This is a genomic window from Variovorax humicola, from assembly GCF_037889915.1.
Classification (GTDB): Bacteria; Pseudomonadota; Gammaproteobacteria; order Burkholderiales; family Burkholderiaceae_C; genus Variovorax; species Variovorax humicola.
Genome location: NZ_JBBKZV010000003.1, coordinates 228,930 through 245,000, shown reverse-complemented (window position 1 = coordinate 245,000; position 16,071 = coordinate 228,930). Strand labels below are relative to the sequence as shown.

General features: G+C 65.9%; 17 protein-coding genes. 4 read left to right on the top strand and 13 right to left on the bottom strand.

Features of this window, described 5'->3' with window-relative positions; translation table 11 throughout:
- Nucleotides 1-252: 252 nt before the first annotated feature.
- From WKW80_RS08105 to WKW80_RS08075, 7 genes are all read right to left on the bottom strand, one after another.
- On the bottom strand, nt 253-798 hold the full coding sequence (locus tag WKW80_RS08105; RefSeq protein WP_340363044.1) for an RBBP9/YdeN family alpha/beta hydrolase: 546 nt from the start codon (nt 796-798) through the stop codon (nt 253-255).
- A gap of 33 nt (nt 799-831) precedes the next feature.
- Complete coding sequence (locus tag WKW80_RS08100; protein WP_340363043.1) at nt 832-1,701, bottom strand: ParA family protein; 870 nt, start codon at nt 1,699-1,701, stop codon at nt 832-834.
- A 162-nt stretch (nt 1,702-1,863) separates the two neighbouring features.
- Nucleotides 1,864-2,478: a LysE family transporter gene (locus WKW80_RS08095; RefSeq protein ID WP_340363042.1), complete on the bottom strand. Its 615-nt coding sequence runs from the start codon at nt 2,476-2,478 to the stop codon at nt 1,864-1,866.
- A gap of 95 nt (nt 2,479-2,573) precedes the next feature.
- Nucleotides 2,574-3,221, bottom strand: a complete 648-nt coding sequence (rsmG, locus tag WKW80_RS08090; protein WP_340363041.1) for a 16S rRNA (guanine(527)-N(7))-methyltransferase RsmG — start codon at nt 3,219-3,221, stop codon at nt 2,574-2,576.
- Nucleotides 3,218-5,161, bottom strand: coding sequence for a tRNA uridine-5-carboxymethylaminomethyl(34) synthesis enzyme MnmG (gene mnmG, locus WKW80_RS08085; RefSeq protein WP_340363040.1), 1,944 nt, complete (start codon nt 5,159-5,161; stop codon nt 3,218-3,220). Before mnmG ends, rsmG begins: the two co-directional genes overlap by 4 nt.
- A 176-nt stretch (nt 5,162-5,337) precedes the next feature.
- Nucleotides 5,338-6,255 (bottom strand): transglutaminase-like domain-containing protein, encoded by a 918-nt coding sequence (locus WKW80_RS08080; RefSeq protein ID WP_340363039.1) that lies wholly within the window; start codon nt 6,253-6,255, stop codon nt 5,338-5,340.
- The gene (locus WKW80_RS08075) at nt 6,256-6,441 is read right to left on the bottom strand and encodes a DUF1328 domain-containing protein (RefSeq protein ID WP_340363038.1); all 186 of its coding nucleotides are present in this window, start codon (nt 6,439-6,441) and stop codon (nt 6,256-6,258) included. It abuts the gene before it with no gap.
- 169 nt (nt 6,442-6,610) lie between these two features.
- Between WKW80_RS08075 and gstA the strand changes: the two genes are divergently transcribed.
- A complete protein-coding gene (gene gstA, locus WKW80_RS08070; RefSeq protein WP_340363037.1) occupies nt 6,611-7,219 on the top strand; it encodes a glutathione transferase GstA in 609 nt (202 codons plus the stop codon).
- A 440-nt stretch (nt 7,220-7,659) separates the two neighbouring features.
- Here gstA and WKW80_RS08065 read toward each other — a convergent pair whose 3' ends face one another.
- A complete protein-coding gene (locus tag WKW80_RS08065; RefSeq protein ID WP_340363036.1) occupies nt 7,660-8,883 on the bottom strand; it encodes a YbfB/YjiJ family MFS transporter in 1,224 nt (407 codons plus the stop codon).
- Between the two features lie 152 nt (nt 8,884-9,035).
- On the opposite strand from WKW80_RS08065, the gene WKW80_RS08060 reads away from it, so the two are divergent.
- Nucleotides 9,036-10,139: an alkene reductase gene (locus WKW80_RS08060; protein ID WP_340363035.1), complete on the top strand. Its 1,104-nt coding sequence runs from the start codon at nt 9,036-9,038 to the stop codon at nt 10,137-10,139.
- Between the two features lie 21 nt (nt 10,140-10,160).
- Here WKW80_RS08060 and WKW80_RS08055 read toward each other — a convergent pair whose 3' ends face one another.
- The 3 genes from WKW80_RS08055 to WKW80_RS08045 all read right to left on the bottom strand — a co-directional run bounded on the left by WKW80_RS08055 (nt 10,161) and on the right by WKW80_RS08045 (nt 12,656).
- The gene (locus WKW80_RS08055; protein WP_340363034.1) at nt 10,161-10,448 is read right to left on the bottom strand and encodes a hypothetical protein; all 288 of its coding nucleotides are present in this window, start codon (nt 10,446-10,448) and stop codon (nt 10,161-10,163) included.
- Between the two features lie 181 nt (nt 10,449-10,629).
- Nucleotides 10,630-12,192, bottom strand: coding sequence for an arylsulfatase (locus WKW80_RS08050; RefSeq protein ID WP_340363033.1), 1,563 nt, complete (start codon nt 12,190-12,192; stop codon nt 10,630-10,632).
- 74 nt (nt 12,193-12,266) lie between these two features.
- Complete coding sequence (locus tag WKW80_RS08045) at nt 12,267-12,656, bottom strand: response regulator transcription factor (RefSeq protein WP_340363032.1); 390 nt, start codon at nt 12,654-12,656, stop codon at nt 12,267-12,269.
- A 127-nt stretch (nt 12,657-12,783) separates the two neighbouring features.
- On the opposite strand from WKW80_RS08045, the gene WKW80_RS08040 reads away from it, so the two are divergent.
- On the top strand, nt 12,784-13,425 hold the full coding sequence (locus WKW80_RS08040) for a hypothetical protein (RefSeq protein ID WP_340363031.1): 642 nt from the start codon (nt 12,784-12,786) through the stop codon (nt 13,423-13,425).
- 7 nt (nt 13,426-13,432) lie between these two features.
- Nucleotides 13,433-13,741 (top strand): putative signal transducing protein, encoded by a 309-nt coding sequence (locus WKW80_RS08035; protein ID WP_340363030.1) that lies wholly within the window; start codon nt 13,433-13,435, stop codon nt 13,739-13,741.
- A gap of 136 nt (nt 13,742-13,877) precedes the next feature.
- Here the strand turns inward: WKW80_RS08035 and WKW80_RS08030 are convergent, their stop codons facing one another.
- Both WKW80_RS08030 and WKW80_RS08025 read right to left on the bottom strand, forming a co-directional pair.
- Nucleotides 13,878-15,248 carry a sensor histidine kinase gene (locus WKW80_RS08030; RefSeq protein ID WP_340363029.1) on the bottom strand — a complete coding sequence of 457 codons (1,371 nt, stop codon included), beginning with the start codon at nt 15,246-15,248 and terminating at the stop codon, nt 13,878-13,880.
- Nucleotides 15,235-15,942 carry a response regulator transcription factor gene (locus tag WKW80_RS08025; RefSeq protein WP_340363028.1) on the bottom strand — a complete coding sequence of 236 codons (708 nt, stop codon included), beginning with the start codon at nt 15,940-15,942 and terminating at the stop codon, nt 15,235-15,237. Before WKW80_RS08025 ends, WKW80_RS08030 begins: the two co-directional genes overlap by 14 nt.
- Between the last annotated feature and the right edge of the window lie 129 nt (nt 15,943-16,071).

The window sequence follows — 16,071 nt, the reverse complement described above, 5'->3', positions numbered from 1 at the left end:
CTGCGGAACCAGCTTTGCCGGCCCGCGGGGCGCGCCCCCTGGAGGGGGAGGCGCCACAGGCGCTTCGGGGGGGAATCACTTCCACCAGGGATACCGCGGAACCGGCTTTGCCGGGCCGCTGGTATCGCCCCCTGGAGGGGGAGGCGCCACAGGCGCTTCGGGGGTGTTTCATTTCCCCCGCGGAACCGGCTTTGCCGGGCCGCCGGGTACGCCCCCTGGAGGGGGAGGCGCGGTAGGCGCTTCGGGGGTATTTCATTTCTTGTCTTTCAGCAATTCGTTGAGCAGCTTTCGGCCTTCGGACCAGTCGCCCAGGCCGGATTCGCCGTTGAGATGGCCACCCTGCCCGGCATCTACGAAGCGAGCCCCCCAGTCGGCCGCCATCTGGCGCGAGCGCCTTTGCTCACAGTACGGGTCATCGTTCGCCGCGATCAGGATCGACGGGAATGGCAGCGGCTGGCGCACGATGGGCGCCCAGCCGGGGATCATCTGGCGAATGTCGTCGCGCTCCACGTCGCCGGGTGCGACCAGCAGTGCGGCGCGGACTTTTGCCGTGTTGCGCGAATGAGATGCCCAAGCTGCGACGAGGATGCAGCCCAAGCTGTGCGCCACCAGCGTTACAGGGGCCGGGGCCGCCAGCAATTCATCTTCCAGCCGCGCTTGCCAGTCGCCGCGCAAAGGGCGCATCCAGTCGTGCTGCTCGACGCGGTAGTCGCCATGCACGGCCTCCCAGCGGCTTTGCCAGTGGGGAGCGTCGCTGTTCTGCCAGCCGGGTAGCAACCAGATCGAAGAAGCAGTCATTTGCTATGAAATTGATAGCGCCACCCTTGAGAACTACACATCGTTTTGTGCCGGGGTTTCAGCAGGCGGTGCCGGTGCGACGGAAAACTGCGGCGCAGCCGCGGGCGCCGAAGCGGAGGCGACGGTATTCGGTGTGGCCGCCGGCATCTTGAGCACCATCTCTTCTGCGAATGCCAGGAAAGCCTGGCTGCCCTTGGCCGCCGGATCGAACACGACGCCGGGCAATCCGTAGCTCGGCGCCTCGGCCAGCCGCACGTTGCGGGGAATCACCGTATCGAACACCTTGTTGCCGAAGTGCGACTTGAGTTGGTCGCTCACCTGCTGCTGCAGCGTGATGCGCGGATCGAACATCACGCGCAGCAGACCGATGATCTGCAGGTTCTTGTTGAGATTGGCATGCACCTGCTTGATCGTGTTGACCAGGTCGGTCAGGCCTTCGAGCGCAAAGTATTCGCATTGCATCGGCACGATCACGCCGTGCGCTGCACACAGGCCGTTGAGCGTGAGCAGGCTCAGGCTCGGCGGGCAGTCGATCAGGATGAAGTCATATTCGGCGCCTACCGTCGCCAGCGCCGTTCGCAGACGCTTTTCGCGTCGGTCGATGGAGACCATTTCCACTTCGGCGCCGGCCAGTTCGCGGTTGGCGCCAAGCACGTCGTAGCCGCACTTTTCGGCGGTGATACGGGCCTCGGCCACGGTCGCCGATTCGAGCAGCACGTCGTAGACCGTGACTTCGAGCTGTCGCTTGTCGATGCCCGAGCCCATGGTCGCGTTGCCCTGCGGGTCGAGGTCGATCATCAGCACGCGCTGCCCGACCTTGGCCAGTCCGGCTGCGAGATTGACCGTGGTGGTCGTCTTGCCGACGCCGCCTTTTTGATTGGCGATGCAAAAGATGCGGGCCATTTCAGCTTTCTCTTCCAGGCTCTTTCGAACCAATTTGCGTGCTGGGGCCAGCAGGCGGCCATTGCCAGGAGCTCAACGGAGGTGGGTTTGCTAGACCGGTGACTTGGCGCTCGGCGACGAAGTGGGCGCTGCAGAATGCGCGCAACCTGAGGTTGTTTGCCATTACCTGGAAACGACGAGCTTGACGCCAAAGCCGATCAGGAAGACGCCGGCCAACTTCTGCAGCATCGACGATATGTGCGGATTGGCGCGGAGCCGCTCCGCGAGAAAGTGGGTCAGCAGCGTGGCCCCGAGACCGTAGAGGAAGGTGAGGAAAGCGATGGTCAGCGCCATGATGCCGAAGGTCGCCAAACCCTGGTGCCGTGCCGGATCAATGAACAGCGGGAAGAACGCCATGTAGAAAACGATCGCCTTCGGGTTCAGCAGCGTGATGGTGATTGCCTGGCGGAAGAACTGGCGTGGGCGGATGTTCAGGATCGGTGCCGCGCCGGGCTTTGCCAGCAACATCTTCGCGCCCAGCCAGGCCAGATAGGCTGCGCCGAGCCACTGGACGGCGTGAAAAACGGCTGGGTAGGCCGTCAGCAAGGCCGCGATGCCGGCCACTGCGGCCCACATCAGCACTTGGTCGCCGGTGATCACCCCGAATGTGGCGGCGAGGCCACCGCGGATGCCGCCCTTGCTGGTGGAGGTAATCAATGCCAAGTTACCCGGTCCGGGAATGGCAAGAAACAAAATGATGGCCGCGATGAACGCGCCGTAATCAGCAATGCCGAACATGAAAAAACTGCCTGGGGATGAAAGCATCGAGTGTACGCAAGGGCGATGCCGAAGCGACCGAGCACCTTCCCGGCGAGTGCGATTGCCGCTAAAAATCAGTCAGCAAGTGTTGCTTTTGGGCGCGCCCAGACGATGCAGCGTTCGGCGTCGAGACCGGGAACAGTCAATTGTTCCACGTGAAACACATCGACACCGGCCGGCAAGGCCTTCAGTTCGTCAGTCGGCACCTTGCCCTTCATGGCCATCCAAAGCGCTCCGGGCGCCAGCAGCTGCGCCGAACCGTTGAAGAAATCGGGCAGTGAAGCAAACGCGCGGGAGCTGACGACGTCGTACTGTCCTGCCAGCGTCTCTACGCGCGCGTGGACACCGCGGAGGTTGGGCAGCTTGAGTTCCGCCGCAACCTGCTGGACAAACGCGGACTTCTTGGCAACGGCGTCGAGACAACTGACGTCGATGTCCTCTCGCAGAATGGCGATGACCGCGCCTGGGAGGCCGGCGCCCGCCCCCACATCCAGCAGCTTGCCGCCAGCTGGGCGCTCACGGCCCAGCGGGCCGATCACTGCCATGCTGTCCAGCAAATGGTGCGACATAACCAGCGCCGAATCACGCAAAGCCGTGAGGTTGTAGACCTTGTTCCACTTCAGGATCAGCGCGGCGTAGGCCAGCAGGCGTTCAGACTGCCGATCGGTCAGCGTCAGCCCCAACGCGGCGGCACCCGCGTGCAGCGCGGCGACCTGCGTCATTCCGCGATTTCGGCAGCGGCCGTCAGGAATGCGCGATGTCCGCCCTTGCGCAAGTGAATCATCAACAAGGAAATGGCAGCCGGAGTAATGCCTGAAATGCGCGATGCGAGCCCCAGGGTTTCGGGGCGATGCTTGGCCAGGATTTGTCGCGCTTCGAAACTCAAGGCGGTGACCAGGCTGTAATCGAAGTCGGCCGGCATCTTGAGATTTTCGAAATGCGCGGCACGCTGCACTTCGTCATGCTGGCGATCGATGTAGCCCGAGTACTTGGCGGCGATCTCGATCTGCTCGATTTCCGTGGGGTCGAGCGTCACACCCTCCCCCGCATATTTGCCACCGTCCAGCGACATCAGCGATCGGTAGCTCACGTCCGGCCGGCGCAGCAAGTCGGCCAGGTTGTATTCGTGTTCGATCGCCTTGCCGAGCACCCGCTCGGATTCAGCGGCCGGCAGATTGCGCGGATTCACCCAGATCGACTTGAGCCGTTCTGTTTCACGTGAAACAGCGTCGCGCTTGCGCGAGAAGGCATCCCACTGCGCGTCGCCCACCAAGCCGAGCTTGCGCCCTGCCTCGGTCAATCGCATGTCGGCGTTGTCTTCGCGCAATTGCAAGCGGAACTCGGCGCGGCTGGTGAACATGCGGTATGGCTCGGTCACACCCTTGGTGATCAGGTCGTCCACGAGCACGCCCAAATAGGCCTGATCCCGACGCGGCATCCAGGACTCTTCCCCACGGCATTGCAGTGCAGCATTGATGCCAGCGAACAGGCCTTGCGCCGCTGCCTCTTCGTAGCCAGTCGTCCCGTTGATCTGCCCGGCAAAGAACAGGCCCTGGATCGCCCGAGTCTCGAAGCTGGACTTGAGCGCCCGCGGATCGAAGTAGTCGTACTCGATCGCGTAACCGGGCCGCAAGATGTGTGCGTTCTCCAGCCCGACCATCGAGCGCACCAACTTGTATTGCACGTCGAACGGCAGACTGGTCGAGATCCCGTTCGGGTAGTACTCGTTGGTCGTCAGGCCTTCGGGTTCCAGGAAGATCTGGTGGCTTTCCTTGTCGGCGAAACGGTTGATCTTGTCCTCGACGCTCGGGCAGTAGCGCGGTCCGACACCGTCGATCTTGCCGGTGAACATCGGGCTGCGGTCGAAACCGGAGCGGATGATCTCGTGCGTGCGCTCGTTGGTGTGGGTGACCCAGCACGGCATCTGCCGCGGGTGCATGTCGATGCGGCCCATGAAGCTGAACACCGGCAGCGCGGTGGTCGTGCCGCCCGGCATGCCGTCGCCGGGCTGCTCGGTGCACTTGGAGAAGTCGATGGTGCGGCCGTCGAGCCGCGGCGGCGTGCCGGTCTTGAGCCGGCCCTGCGGCAGCTTCAGTTCTTTGAGCCGCGCCGACAGGCTGATCGCCGGCGGGTCGCCCGCTCGGCCGGCCTGGTAGTTGTCGAGGCCGACGTGGATGCGGCCATCAAGGAAAGTGCCCGCCGTCAGCACCACCGTCCGCGCGCGAAACGCAATGCCGACTTGCGTGACGGCGCCGACGACACGATCGCCCTCCACCATCAGGTCATCGACCGCCTGCTGGAACAGCGAGAGGTTCGGCTGGTTTTCCAGCCGGCGACGGATCGCGGCCTTGTAGAGCACGCGGTCGGCCTGCGCTCGCGTCGCCCGCACGGCCGGACCCTTGCTCGAGTTGAGGATGCGGAACTGGATGCCCGACTCGTCCGTCGCAATCGCCATCGCGCCACCAAGCGCATCCACTTCCTTGACCAGGTGCCCCTTGCCAATGCCCCCGATCGACGGGTTGCAGCTCATCTGCCCCAGCGTCTCGATGTTGTGGCTGAGAAGCAGCGTCTTCGCTCCCATGCGCGCCGAGGCCAGCGCAGCCTCGGTGCCGGCATGGCCGCCGCCGACGACGATCACATCGAATTCTTCAGGGTAAAGCATGAGAGCAGGCGCACAGGAGATGCGCGGCAGAACGGGGCACCAATTTTAGTCGGGCACCTTCGTCTTTGCGGTGCACGTGGTCAAGTGGCCCGGCGGCGGCGTCGTCAACCAGCCCGAGCTGCGAAGCCCAGGGGGCAATCATGCGTTGCTATCATTTCGATAGCGAAATCCACGACTCAGCTTGTCGGCTCCAGCGTGTGCGCCGCTGCGTCGGAATCGTCAGCCCTGCACTTCACCGGCACCGGCTTCTCGATCCCGAGCAGTTCGCCCGTCGCCTCCGGCTCGCTCAAGGGCGGCGCGCTCTCGTCCTGGTACTCCCGAACCGTGATCCTCTTATCCGTCATGCAGACCGGGCCAAAGATGGTGCAGAACGCCACGTCCTTGGCGTCGCGCCCCGTACCCACGCGCACGATCCGGTCGACAGGCGCCATGCGCGTCGCGTCGAACAGCACCCATTGCCCGCCGAGCCAGGCTTCGAACACCGCATGAAAATCCTGCGGCGGTTCGTCAAACCACACATAACCGACAACCAGGCGCGCCGGAATGTTCAGCGCCCGGCAGAGCGTGATGCCAAGGTGGGCAAAGTCGCGACACACGCCGGCGCGCTGGACGAACACCTCCTGCGCCGTCGTCGTCGAATTGCTGCTGCCGGGCTGGTAGGTGATGCTTTCGTGAATCCAGTCGACGATGGCCTTCACACGCCCGATGCCGGGCGGCAGGTCACCGAACAGCTGCTGCGCCGCACGCGACATCACATCCGATTCGCAGTAGCGCGTTGGCATCAGGTAATGCAGCACGTCGTTGGGCACCGCGTTGATGGGCGACTCGGCGAGGTCCGTGCGCACGATCATGGGTGCGCGCTGCACGCTGGCGCGATAGCGGATCTTCAAAGGCCCCGGGTCCGCGTCGAAGCGAACGAAGCGGTTGCCGTTCCCCTCATCGCAAAACGTGTTCAGCTTCACCGGCGGATCGACCCTCAGTTCCTCGCTCAACACCGATTGCCCCAAGCACCGCGCCGCCTCGATATTGAGCAGCATGTGCGAAGGTCCGGTGACCTCATAGGCAAGGACCGTTTCAATGATGGAGTGGTGCATTCAGTGCAACGCCTTTTTGGCGGCGCCAACACCGAGCGCAGCGAGCACGAGGAAAACCACCGCAAGCAGGAGGAACACGCCGAACAGCACCTTTGCAATGGTGGCCGCACCGGCCGCTACGCCAGTGAAGCCGAGCGCGGCCGCAAGGAGCGAAATGATCGCGAAAACAATGGCGTACTTCAACATGACCCATCTCCTGAGTGGCGGCACTGCGTCCGCGGTGGCAGCAGCTTAGGCGCGCACTCGCGCGCCCCTGGCAGGCAACGCCCTGAAGCCCCGTAGGACAAGCCCGACCCACAAACCCGCTAGCATCGCCCTCGCGCATCAAGCATCAAATCACCCAAGGAGCATTCCGATGAAGCTGTATTACTCGCCCGGCGCCTGTTCACTGTCACCCCACATCGCGCTTCACGAAGCCGGCCTCGCCTTCGAACCCGTCCTGGCCAGCACCAAGAGCCACAAGCTGCCGGACGGCACCGACTACTACGGCATCAACCCGCTCGGCTATGTGCCGATGCTCGAGCTTGACGATGGCACGCGCCTGCGCGAAGGCCCGGCCATCGTGCAGTACATCGCCGACCAGGTGCCTGCCAAGAACCTCGCGCCTGCCGCCGGCACGATGGGCCGCTACCGTCTGCAGGAATGGCTGACCTTCATCGGCACCGAGATTCACAAGACCTTCAGCCCCCTGTTCAACCCGGCCACGCCCGAGGAATTCAAGGTCATCTCCAAGGACAAGCTCAAGAGCCGCTACACCTGGCTCGAGGGACAACTCGCCGGCAAGCAATACCTGATGGGCGACCAGTTCAGCGTGGCCGACGGCTACCTGTTCACCGTGACCAACTGGACCAAGCCGACCGGCATCGACATCAGCGGCTTCCCGAACCTGACGGCCTGGCACGCACGCGTCGGCGCCCGTCCGGCGGTGCAGGAAGCGATGAAGGCCGAGGGCCTGCTGAAGTAACGCACGCTTCACGACACGCTGCGCGGCGCGTTGCAGGCGACGACACGCGACACGCGACACGCGGCACACGGCACACGGCACACGGCACACGGCACAGGGCACAGGGCACACGGCACACGGCACACGGCACACGGCACGCGAGACTCGGCAAGCGGCAAGGGAGTCTCCCCTCATTTCCAAGAACACCGCGGAACCGGCTTTGCCGGGCCGCTGGTGTTGCCCCCGGCAGGGGGTGGGAGGAGCGCACGAAGTGCGCGCAGCCTGGAGGCGAGCAACAAGCCTTCCGGGCCGCTGGTGTTGCCCTCGGCAGGGGGTGGGAGGAGCGCACGCAGTGCGCGCAGCCTGGGGGCGAGCAACAAGCCTTCCGGGCCGCTGGTGTTGCCCTCGGCAGGGGGGTGGGAGGAGCGCACGCAGTGCGCGCAGCCTGGGGGCGAGCAACATCACCGCTGGCGGGAAGCCAGCGCCGCGCCGAGCCACAGCGTTCCGGCCGACACGACCAGGCCCCGCGCCAGCCCGCCCGGACCATCCGCGATCCATCCGGTTACCGTCGGTCCCACGATCTGCCCCAGCGCAAATGCGATCGTGAATGCACTGATGCCATGGGCCCATTGCGCCTGCGGCAAGTTGTGCCTTACCAGCGCAGTGGTCGATGCCACCACCGACAGGAACACGGCGCCGAACATCACTCCCGACACCAGCGCCACCGGCAATGAAGGACTCAGCACCGGCAGCAAGGTCGCGACGCCCAGCATCATGTTCAGGATCGCCTGCGGCTGGCCGCCGCGATAGCGGTCGAGCAAGCCGGCCCACAGCCGCGATGAGGCCACGCATGCCACGCCCAGTGCCGAATAGAACAGCGTGACGAAGCCCGCGCTTGCGCCCTGCTCGCGCAGCAGCGCGATGATGAAAGTCATGTAGCCGATGTAGCCCGCGCCGAAGAGCGTGTAGCCGCCAATGGCCCACCCGAAACGACGCAACCCCACCGGCTGCCGTTGCGCGGTGTCGCTCGCCGCCACGGTAGATCCGACCAAGCCCTGCTCCGCCATCACGCGCACTGCCCAGGCCAGCAGCGCGGTGCCTGTCGCGCTAGCCAACGCCAGCGCCCACCACGCCCATGCCCATCCGTGCGCAACGCCCCTGGCAGCCTGCAGCACAGCCGGAACGACCAACGCCGAGAGCGCGATGCCGAAGCCCGTCCCGCCGTAGTAAAGCCCCAGCAGAAAACTGCTGCGCGATGGCAGCGCCGCACCCAGCCGGGCGGCGAGCAAGCCGCCCGCCACGAACACCCATGCACTCGCCAGCCCCGCCAGCAGCCGCTGCAGCAACAGCGCCGGAGCGGCCGTCACGAAGCCGCTGCCCGCCATGAACAGGCTCGTGAGTACCGCGCCCAGAATGAGCAACCGCGCCGCGCCATGACGCCGCATGAGCATCGGCGTGATCAGCGCGCCGATCAGGTAGCCCACCGCATTGGCCGTGTTCATGCCGCCCGCCAACGCATAGCTCCAGCCGAGATCGGCACGCATCGGCGGCAACAGCAAGCCGTACGAAAAGCGAGCGAGCCCCAGCGACACTGCCGCACCCATCGACAGTGCGAGCGCAACCCACAGCGCGCGCAGGGGCGCCAGTGCAGGCTGCGTGGAAACGGCGGTCGAAGAGTTCGTCATCGGGCGAGCGGGCCATTCTGCGGCAAGGCACGGCACGCGCGCACTCGCTTCGCTTGCCTACCACCAAACCCGACAACCCCGCAACGGCACGGTTGCCCCCGCCGCCGTACGCTGGGGCCCGTCTTTCCTTGCAAACTCCGGAGCGCACAACAATGCCCACGCTTTTCGATCCCGTCCAGGCCGGTGACCTGCAACTCTCCAACCGCATCGTCATGGCACCGCTCACGCGCAACCGCGCACCCAACGCCGTGCCGCGCGACATCACCGCCACCTACTACGCACAGCGCGCTAGCGCCGGCCTGCTCATCACCGAAGCCACCGCGATCAGCCACCAGGGCCAGGGTTACGCGGACGTGCCCGGCCTCTACGGCAGCGAGCAGCTCGACGCGTGGAAACGCGTCACCGATGCCGTGCACGCCAAGGGCGGCAAGATCGTCGTGCAGCTCTGGCACGTCGGCCGCGTCTCGCACACGGAGCTGCAACCCGACGGCGGCAAGCCCGTCGCGCCGTCCGCCATCACGGCAAAGACCAAGACCGTGCTGATCAAGGACAACGTGCCCACCTTCGTCGAGACTTCCGAGCCGCGCGCGCTGAAGGCCGAGGAACTGCCCGGCATCGTCCACACCTACGCGGCCGCCGCACGCAACGCGGTGGAGTCGGCGGGCTTCGACGGCGTCGAAATCCACGGCGCCAACGGCTACCTGCTCGACCAGTTCCTGAAGACCGGCAGCAACCAGCGCACCGACGACTACGGCGGCAGCATCGAGAACCGCGCACGCCTGTTGCTTGAAGTGACGCGCGCCATCGTGGATGCCGTCGGCGGCGGCAGGACCGGCATTCGCCTCTCGCCCGTCACACCGGCCAACGACGTGCGCGACGACGATCCGCAGCCACTGTTCGACTACGTCGTGAAACAGCTCGCGCCGCTCGGCCTGGCCTACGTCCACGTCATCGAAGGCGCCACCGGCGGCCCGCGTGAAATCGAAGACCGGCCGTTCGACTACGAAGCACTGAAGTCTGCTTACCGTGCCGCCGGCGGCAAGGGCGCGTGGATGGTGAACAACGGCTACGACAAGCCGATGGCAGAGACCGCGGTGAAGGAAGGCGACGACCTCGTCGCGTTCGGCAAGCCCTTCATCTCGAACCCCGACCTGGTCCGCCGCCTGCGCGAGAACGCCCCCTTGAACGAACTGGACAAGGCGACGATGTATGGCGGCGGGGTGAAGGGGTACATCGACTATCCCGCCTTGGCTTGACGGATCGATGGGCCGCCGGCATCAGCGCGCGGGTCGCTCCTGCAGGAGATCCACGCAACCGCATGATGCTGGCGCCGCGCAGGTCGCCGATGTGCCGCCGGCAGCGGGCACGCTCGATCCGCCGATGCACAACGCCTGCTTCTGCGCCGGACAAGCCGTTGCGCAACTTGCGCACGCCCCTTCGGCAGGCGCGGCGCATCGTGGGCCTTGAATCTCCGTCTTCAGGAGGACGATGTCCGACGATGTCGTCGTCGACGTGCATCCGCACAGCAGGATGATGGTGATCACCGGCACCAGCAGCAGTCTCATTTGCTCGCCCCTTTGATTGCATTCATGGCCCTGCCCGGTCGGCCGGACAGGTGCAACACATGATGCACTCCATTCGCCAGCCCGCATTCATCGAATTGCAGGCGGCGAACGTCGGGGATGCCTTGCTACCGAGAGATCGGCGATGGCCGCGGCGCCTGTGCCCGGGCGCGCGGCCGGCTGTTCAGTTGCTGCTGCCGTGTGGCTGGTCGAGCTTGGCCATCGCCATCTCGATGTTCTTCTTCATGCTCAGCGAGTCCGCGCCCTGCGACGGCGGGAACTCCATCAGACTCTGCAAGTGCGCCGCCAGGAACGGCCCCGCCGCCGTCGGCGCCCAGAGCTTGGAGGCGAAGAACTTGCGCCCCACGTAGCCCCACTCGTGCGACTCCGGATCCATCTTCTCCATCGGATCCATCAGCAGGTTGAACACGTACGGCACGCTCGGATAGCTCTTCGCGTTGAACCAGCTACCCTCCTTCTTCACCCCGATGTGCATCTTCCAGCCGTCGACGCGCACCGCCATCAGGTCGGTCTCGTCGTAGTAGTAGATCTCGCGGCGCGCCGACTTGGCCGATTTGCCCGTCCAGTGGTCCAGATTGTTGTAGCCGTCCAGGTGCACCTTGTAGGTGGTGCCGTTGGCCGCCTTGTAGCCCTTGAGCAGTTCCTCCTTGACGTTGGGCATGCCCGCCGCCGCGCACAGCGTGGCGAACAGGTCCTCGTGGTTCTGGATGCCGTTGGACAGGCTGCCCTTCGGGATCTTGGCCGGCCACTTGGCCACGCATGGAACGCGCACGCCCCCCTCCCAGGTGGTGCCTTTCTCGCCGCGGAACGGCGCATAGCCGCCATCGGGCCACATCATCAGCTCGTTGCCGTTGTCGGTGGTGTAGATGACGATGGTGTTGTCGTCCACGCCCATGTCCTTGAGCTTTTGCAACAGCGCGCCGACCTGCTCGTCATGCTCGATCATCTTGGCGCGCACCACGTCCTCCTCGGCGCGGCCTTCGTCCACCGCGGCCTGGAGGTACTTCTTCGGCGGGTGCGACCAGATGTGGATCGCGGTGGTGTTGAACCAGCAGAAGAAGGGCTTGTCGGTCTTGGCGGTGCGGTCCAGCCAGTCCAGCGTCTTGTCCAGCACTTCGCTGTCGAAGGTCTCCATGCGCTTGCGGGTCAAGGCACCGGTGTCCTCGATCTTCTGCTTGCCGATCTTGCCGAACTTCGGGTCCTCGGTGGGGTCGTCGACATCGGTGGCACAGGCATGCAGCACGCCGCGCGGGCCGAACTTCTTCCTGTACTCGGGGTTCTTCTGGCCGGGGTAGTCAAGCTCTTCCGGTTCCTCCTCCGCATTCAGGTGGTAGAGGTTGCCGAACCATTCGTCGAAGCCGTGGTTGGTGGGCAGGAACTCGTTGCGGTCGCCAAGGTGGTTCTTGCCGAACTGGGCGGTGGCATAGCCGCCCGCTTTCAGAATCTCGGCCAGTGTCGGGTCTTCCTTCTGGATGCCGCGCGTGGAACCGGGGATGCCAACGGTGGTCATGCCGGTGCGCACCGGCAGCTGGCCCATGATGAAGGCGGCACGCCCCGCGGTGCAACTCGGCTGACCGTAGTGGTCGGTGAAGAGAATCCCGTCGCGCGCGATGCTGTCGATGTTGGGCGTGTGGCCCATCATGCCGTGCGTGTAGGCTCCCACGTTCCACATGCCGATGTCGTCGCCGAAGATGACCAGAATGTTCGGTTTGCCTTGTTTTGCCATCGCTAACTCCTTCGGTTGAAAAGATCAGGCAAGCGTTTTAGTCGGTCGCCACTGCGCGCGAAACTAGTCTTTGGTCAAGGAGCGTCGTTGCGCGGGCCAATCGCGGTGCCGATCGCCTCGAGCAACTCGTCGCTGGAAAACGGCTTGCGCAACAGACCCCGTGCGCCGAGGTCGAGCGCCGATCGGTCGAGCCCGGGATCGTCGCTCGCGGTGATGAAGACCACCGGTACCTTCAGCTTCGCGGCCCGCAGGCGCGACTGCACCTCCAAGCCCGACAGGCCGGGCATGTGCAGATCCACGATGGCGCACAGCGGGAGCTCCGGGCCATCCAGCGAAGCCAGGAAGTCCTCGCCGCAAGCGTATTCGCCCACGCGGTAGTCGGCCAGCCGCAACAATCGCCCGAGCATGATGCGCACAGGCGTTTCGTCATCCACCACGGCAATGAAGGGCTCTGTGCTGACCACGACCGAACACTACCCCGCCCGCGGCCACGCCGGGGACTGGACTTTGGTTCAGTGTGCGGTCAGCATGACCGACATCTGTATCAACGGGAAGGATGATCCACGTGGCACGTATCGAACAACGCCTCACATGACCAGCAGACTCATGTCGCTTGCCGCGGCGGTGTTCGTCGGCTACTGGCTGGCCGGTTGCACGACCACCGCACCGCTCGCGCCCGATGCGGCTACCACCGCTCCGACTTCACCCGTGCCCTCTATCCGGCCACCGGCTGGCGTCGCATGGCAGCCGGCCGGCTCGCATGACTACGAGCCGCAGCGTCCTGGCCTGGGCAGCAGCCAGCGCTTCGAAAGCGCGGTCGGCTGGGTCGATGTCTACCGCTACGGCATGGGCCGCAGCAACTGGGCGATGGGCGTTGCCGACCCCGCGTTCGACGCGCAGTTCCGCAGCACGATCAGCGAGGTCCGGCAACTTGCGCAGGCCGGCCAGTACACCGAACTGAAGGTCGGTCCCACGCGCGATCTGCGCATCGCAGGCCTCGTCTTCCGCACCGTGAGCTACCAGTTCCGCCGCCAGGGCCGGCCGCACGAATCACGCACCTTCATGACCGGCCTGCAGGGACAGTTGCTCAAGTACCGCATGACCTTCCCGAGCCCCGTCGAAGGCAATGTCGACGACATCGCGCGCGACTTCATCGAGAAGCACCTGCGCAATGCGACCGGGGCCATCGATGCCGCGGCGCCACAGACCGTCGAGCCCCGCCCGCAAGGATGAACAACGAATGGCGCACACGACCATGAACGACGACACCGGCCCCTACCTCGGCGACATGGTCACCATCGCGCGCGACCTTACGCCGACCGATGCCCACATGCTGTGCGCCTGCCTCGAGGCGGCACGCGTGCCGGCCGTCGTGGCCGACGACAACCTGGTCCAGGCCAATCCGCTGTGGAGCGTGGCCGTCGGCGGCGCCAAGCTGCGCGTGGCCGCGTCGCATGTCGAAGAGGCCAGGCGCGTGATCGAGGCATTCGAGCGCGGCGACTTTGCGCTCGACGACGATTTCGACCCAGGCAACGCCGCGCCGCGATAAGCGACGCATTAAACCGACGCTGTCGGATACGAGGCGAGCACTGCGAAGTCTGTTCGTGGGCACCTGCGGAACCGGTTTGCCGGGCCGCTGGGTGCGCCCCCCCAGGGGGAGGCGCCGCAGGCGCTTCAGGGGTGTTTCAAAACGCCACGCTGGCGCGCAAGCCGCCGGTGACCGCATCGTTTTCCAGCGTCAGCACGGCACCCAGCAATCCCGCATAGCGCGACACGATCGACAGCCCGAGCCCGGCCCCCTCGCCCAGCTTGTGGCCGGCCGCGCCCTGGGCCCAGCGCTGCATCAGGTCGCGCCGGGCGTCCTGCGGAATGCCGGGGCCATCGTCGATCACGCTCAGCACGGTACCGGCCAGCTCGACGGTGATGGTGCGGCCGCCGTAGCGCAGCGCGTTGTCGATGAGGTTGTCCAGCACACCTTCGATCAGCGCCGCGTTGGACTGCACCACCACGCCGGCACCATCCTCGATGCCGCGCGCGCCCAGGTCGACGCCACGTGCGTCGGCCCGTGCCAGATGCCGCAGCACCGTCTGCTCGACCAACTCGGCCAGGTGCACCGGCGACCGCTGTTGCGCCGCATGGGCTTCGTCGGCCAGCGCAATCGCCAGCAGCTGGTCGACCATGTGGCTGGCGCGCGCTTCGCTCTTCGCCACGCGCTCCAGTTGCTCACGCCAAACACCCGGGTCCGACTGCGCGAGGCCGTAGTCGGCCAGCGCGCGGATGCCTGCCAGCGGCGTGCGCAATTCGTGCGCCACGTTGCCGGCGAACTGGCGCTGCGCCTGCACGCTGTGCCCGAGCCGATCGAACAGCGAATTGACCGCATCGCCAAGCCCTTCGACCTCACGCGAGGTGCGCACCACCGGCACGGGCGCGAGGTCATCTGCATCGCGCCGATCGAGCGCCCGCTGCATGTCGACCAGCGGCCGCAAGTCGCTGCGGATGCCACGCCACAGCCACACCGCCAGCAGCGTCAGCAGCAGCAGTTGCGGCACCAGCGTGTAGAGCACCAGCCGCTGGATGAGTGCGGCGCGCCCGCGTGTCGTCTGCGCAATCACCACGCTGTAGCCGTTCGGGTCTTCCTGGCTCAGCATCACGGCGCGAAAGGATTTGCCTTCGAAACGGATGTCGGAGAACAGGAAGCGGGTACCGGGCTCGGGCGCGGGCGCTGCCAGCCCGGCTTCGCCCGCGATGCGCGTTCCGTCGGACCGCAGCACCGCGAAGTGGACCTCCTCCACCTGGTCGAACAGCACCGTGGTTACTTCGCGGGGCGACAGCTGCAACTCCGGCCCGCGCTCGCCGAGCTGGATGTTGGCCGACACCGCCAGCGCATCGTCCAGCATCGCGCGATCGAAGGCCTGGTCGGTGAGGTAATGCGCGACACCGCCCGCCACCGCCGTACCGATGAACCACGTCAGGCCGAGCGGCCCCAGCACGCTGCGCAGCACCCTGCGCGTCAGCGACGGCGCGCCCGGCAGCTGCGCCGTATCAGGCTCGGGCACGGGGTTCGGGCTCGGCTTCCAGCAGATAACCGATGCCGCGCAGCGTGCGAATGCCAGCGCCGCTGCCAGCGAGCTTCTTGCGCAGCCGCGAGATGAAAGCCTCGAGTGCGTTGTCGCCGAGCGCTTCGTCGAAGCCCGACAGCTTGTCCGACAGCGCGCGCTTGCTCACTGCACGGCCTGGCGGGCTCATCAGTTCCCAGAGCACTTCGAACTCGCGCGCCGGCAGGTCGAGCGGACCGTCGGCATTGGAGAAGCGGCGCGCCTTGCGGTCGAGCTTCAGTTCGCCCTGCATGACGATGTCCTCGGTGCCTTGCGCGCGCCGCACCAGCGCACGCAGCCGCGCCTCCACCTCGGCCAGGTCGAAGGGCTTGCCGAGGTAGTCGTCGGCGCCGGCATCGAGGCCGGCAATGCGCTCGTCGGTGCGGTCGCGCGCCGTGAGCACCAGCACGGGCGTGCGGTCGCCCCGGCCACGCGCCTGCCGCAGCGCGGTGAGGCCACTCGCCAGCCCGCTGGTCGCGCTGCCGGTGGCCGGCAAGTTCAGGTCGAGCAGCACCGCATCGAAGGGCTGCACCCGCCAGAGGTGGTCGGCGTCCTCGACATTGGTCGCCACGTCGATGCGGTGTCCCGCGTCGGCCAGGCTGCGCAGCATCACGTCGCGCAGCACCGTATCGTCTTCAACCAGGAGGATTCGCATGGGCAGTCGTCAGGAAGTTGGTGGGCCAAGACAGGCGCGCTCCGTTTTCCACCACGCCATCGCGTGACCAGCGACGCATGAACCCGCGCCTGCAAATGCCCGGGATACCGCGGAACCGGCTTCGCCGGC